This is a genomic window from Paraburkholderia sp., assembly GCF_035501035.1.
GTDB lineage: Bacteria > Pseudomonadota > Gammaproteobacteria > Burkholderiales > Burkholderiaceae > Paraburkholderia.
In genome coordinates, this window is sequence record NZ_DATJWR010000425.1 from 1 (window position 1) to 3642 (window position 3642).

Consider the following 3642-nt stretch of genomic DNA (forward strand, 5'->3'; position numbering starts at 1 on the left):
GGGCGAGAAGCTCGTTGCCGAACCTGCCATGGGCGACTCGGTGAGCTGGATCATCGATACGGACGGCGCGAACCATGTGTTCATCAAGCCGGTCAGGCCAGGACTCGTGAACACGCTGCACCTGACGACGAACCTGCGCGACTACGACATGACGCTGGTGTCTTGGCCGATGGGCGGCCTGTTTTACCAGAGTGTGCGCTTTCACTATGCCGAATCCCTGATGGCGAAGGTGCGCGCGCGGGGACGCCGATGGGGCTGCGGATGGCGCGGCCTCCGGAAACAGTGGCGCGACCGACTCCGGGCCTCTCGGCGTCTCTCCCGACAAGCTCAATTTCGACTACAAGGTCGACGGTTCCACAGCGTTCCGGCCGGAGACGGTCTTCGACGACGGCCGGTTCGTCTGGTTGCGGCTGCCGCCGGGGGCGCCGTTCGCGGTGCCCGTCGTCAAGGACCACGGCGACGATGTCAGCCCGAACTTCATCCGCGCGGGCAGTACATCGTTGTCCAGCAGATGGTGGACAGGATCGTGCTGCGCGCGGGCGATGACGAGGTCACCGTTACACGCCGTCGGCCCGGCATCTTCGGGTTCTGAGCGATGTCGAGCCAGAACCAGGGGGTGGCCTCCGATCAGGACCGCGTGGTCAAGGGCAAGTCGCCGCGCAACGCGCTCATGGCAGTGGGTGCCATCTTCGCGCTCGCCATCGGGGCGATGGGCTTCTATTACCAGTCGAAGGTGAGTGCCCGCGCGGCCGAGCAGGCGAAGGAGGACAAGGCCGCAAAGACCGCCGCGGCGGTGGATCGTGCGCCTGCGAGTGACGATATCGACCGGATCATTGCCGACCAGCAGGCGCGCGCACGCGCTGCCGAGGAAAAGGCACGCCGGGACGCTGCAGCCGCGTCGGATGCCCAGGCAACTTCGACGAAGCCAGCGCTCGCGCTGGATCAGTATGATCGCGAGTCGAACAACGGAAATCTCGCGTCCAGCGCGAAGCAGGACAACCTCTATGCCTCGCCGATTTTCATTCCGGGCCTCAAGGTCAAGGAGCAGGCGGATCCACAGAACAGCGCCGCTGCCAACGGGATCATGACGCCCCAGCAGATGGCGGTGCAGCAGCTCGCCGCGCAGCAGGCAGCAGCAGGCCAGGCTGCCGCGCAGGCAGGGGCGCATGCGGCGGCGATGGGGCAGGGCAACGCACGTGCATCATCGGCCGAGCGCGACCTGCAGTTCCTCAAGCGCGCGAACAACGAGCCCGCGCCGGATGCGCTGGTGCTCACCACCATGCATAGTTCGAAGGGGCTGGAGTGGGACCACGTGTAGATCACGCGTGCCGAGGAAAACGTGGTGCCTGACCAGAAAAGCCCCGAATCCGAAGAGCGGCGCCTCTTTTACGTGGCCATGACGCGCGCCCGCGAGACGCTGACCATCTCGTCGATCCGCAAGAATCCGCCGACGCGGTTCATCCATGAGTCTCAGGTGCCGGAAGCCTGACGGCTTCGGCCGCCTCGCATTCCCCGAGTCACCATCCTTTCCTCTTGTGTTGCGCCATGCCGGGCACATAAAAATCCCCGCTACGCGAGCGGGGAAGACGGGGAGAGAGAAGCAGCCGGTCATTGCGAACAGAGATGGGACGAAGTCTACGCACGTCCTCGCATCGCGTGAACCGGGCCACAGGAAACTCAGTGTTTCCGTGAGCACAATTGCCAACTTTCTTCGATAGCGCACAGAACGATCATGTTTTATCGCGCCGTCGTCGATGCGCCTTAAACAAGGCTGCCCAATCTGGTCGACAGAAGCCGACCCGTACCGGTCTCCCAATTTGCCGCCTAATCAGTGTCAGTTTCCGAAGTCAACCGGCCGTCCGATTACGCGATCTAGTAGTGGATTGCCAGCCGGGGACGCTCGCGTTCGGTGCGCGGTAGATGGCACCGGGGAACGGCCGCGTGCTGGTAGAACATTGCACACCGTGCATTGGATGTCGCAGTCGGAGGAAGAAATGACGAACGCGCGATCAATCCAGACCATCGGCTTCGATCATGTCGTCCAGATTCGCTTGCAATCTCATGATGACGCGATGTGCGGCCTTGATCTCGTCGACGGCCAATCCATCGGAGAGGCGGTTGACCCATGGAGCCTGAAGACTCATGGCAGCACCAAACGCCTGCCTTCCCTTGTCTGTCAGCACGACAAGCTGTGCGCGGCGATGATGAGGGTTCGCCTCGAAACGAACCAAGCCATCCTCTGCCAGGTCGTTCACTATCCGTTGGACGTTCTGACGATTGGCCCCTAAGTCCCGAGCGAGCCAGGCTACCGGCTGCGACCGTTCTGCTGCGGCGACGGCGCCAAGGATCTGCCAGCGTGCACTCGTGAGCCCAAGTCCCGCAACCAGGCGATCCCCCGCGGTCAGAAGTCCGCTGTTGAGCCGGAAGAAATCAAGAATGATGTCCGTCAAGAGTTCGCCGGCAGGCGTTCTCGCTGTCTTGCGCATATGTCACCATAAATCGTAATTGACACCATCATGTCAATTTACTATAAATCGATCGTGTCAGGTTGACATCATGCTTCCAAACCCAGGAGTGCGCCATGCTGCAGTTACGACCCCTCGACCCATCCTTCCCGATCGCACGTCAACTTGCCACTGACGCCGCTCCCGTCGTGCTTATGAATGTCTTCACACTGGATCCGGCCGACGAGCCGAACTTTCTCAAGGTCTGGCAGGACGACGCGGCGTTCATGAAGCGGCAACCCGGCTTCATCTCGACGCAGCTCCATCGCGCACTCGGAGAAAATCCGACCTACATGAACTACGCTGTCTGGGAGTCAACCGCCGATTTTCGAGCGGCGTTCTCTCACCCGGAGTTCAAGGCGAGCCTGGCCGCCTATCCCTCCTCGGCGATCGCTTCGCCCCACCTCTTCCAGAAGGTTGCAGTGCCGGGCATTTGCGTCAGTTAGGGGCTCACGCCCTGCTGGACGCAATGTCGCAACGCGCCCCTTCATGCGAGTTGGAGACACAGTCCTCGCGAAGGGATACGACGAGGGCGATAGGTAGGTGACAGTCAGCTTTGCCGTGCGGAGCCGCAGTTTGACTGTCCCTCCATGCCTTGGAACCAATGACCGCACATGGCCGGCTAGTGGCCCACGACAGAGCGCGACAATCGCTTCGGGCGTGTGCTCATGCAGTCGGCCGAACACGACCCTCAGCGGCCTGTTGGCTCCTCGCTGCGTCAACGGCGGCTTCTAGGGTACACCCGCTATCGCGTCCGTTGCGATTGACAACGAGCCGTCGGCCGGAGCGGTCATTCAGCTGGAGAGTTGTTGCCCTATGTGAATGACGGCTTACGCGGAAGGCGAAGAGTGGTGGTTTCCGTAGCGCCCCCTCTGTGGGCGATCAAAGCGACATCAGGTTACGCAGATAGCGGCCGTTGAACGTTCCGTGGAGGTATGCGAACGCGCCAGCGAACAACGTTCTCTAGCGAGAATTGCATTCACGGGCACGGCAATCGACAATCAGCAAACCAACAGCATGTGACCGCTCGCTTATTGCTTCTCCTTTGTTTCCTCGCACGAATCTGGGTGCACATATGCCAGACCATGGGGAATCCCCTGGCGAAGAAAATTGCTGATTGCCTCGTTGATTGACCTCT

General features: G+C 61.4%; 2 protein-coding genes and 3 pseudogenes. 4 read left to right on the forward strand and 1 reads right to left on the reverse strand.

Features of this window, described 5'->3' with window-relative positions:
- Nucleotides 1-28 precede the first annotated feature (28 nt).
- From VMJ11_RS30335 to VMJ11_RS30345, 3 pseudogenes are all read left to right on the forward strand, one after another.
- Nucleotides 29-205: pseudogene (locus VMJ11_RS30335) on the forward strand (TrbG/VirB9 family P-type conjugative transfer protein); the annotation flags it as partial.
- A 157-nt stretch (nt 206-362) separates the two neighbouring features.
- Nucleotides 363-737, forward strand: a pseudogene (locus tag VMJ11_RS30340) (hypothetical protein); the annotation flags it as partial.
- Between the two features lie 482 nt (nt 738-1219).
- A pseudogene (locus VMJ11_RS30345) lies at nt 1220-1489 on the forward strand (3'-5' exonuclease); the annotation flags it as partial.
- A gap of 520 nt (nt 1490-2009) precedes the next feature.
- Here VMJ11_RS30345 and VMJ11_RS30350 read toward each other — a convergent pair.
- On the reverse strand, nt 2010-2450 hold the full coding sequence (locus tag VMJ11_RS30350) for a MarR family winged helix-turn-helix transcriptional regulator (RefSeq protein WP_414694516.1): 441 nt from the start codon (nt 2448-2450) through the stop codon (nt 2010-2012).
- Between the two features lie 131 nt (nt 2451-2581).
- Here VMJ11_RS30350 and VMJ11_RS30355 point away from each other — a divergent pair, with 131 nt between their 5' ends.
- Entirely contained in the window at nt 2582-2950 is a 369-nt protein-coding gene (locus tag VMJ11_RS30355) for an antibiotic biosynthesis monooxygenase family protein (protein ID WP_325624544.1), read from the forward strand.
- Nucleotides 2951-3642 lie beyond the last annotated feature (692 nt).

Bases quoted from the DNA above. Each gene is read 5' to 3' on its own strand.
- VMJ11_RS30355 (WP_325624544.1), top strand. From the start codon at position 2,582: ATGCTGCAGTTACGACCCCTCGACCCATCCTTCCCGATCGCACGTCAA.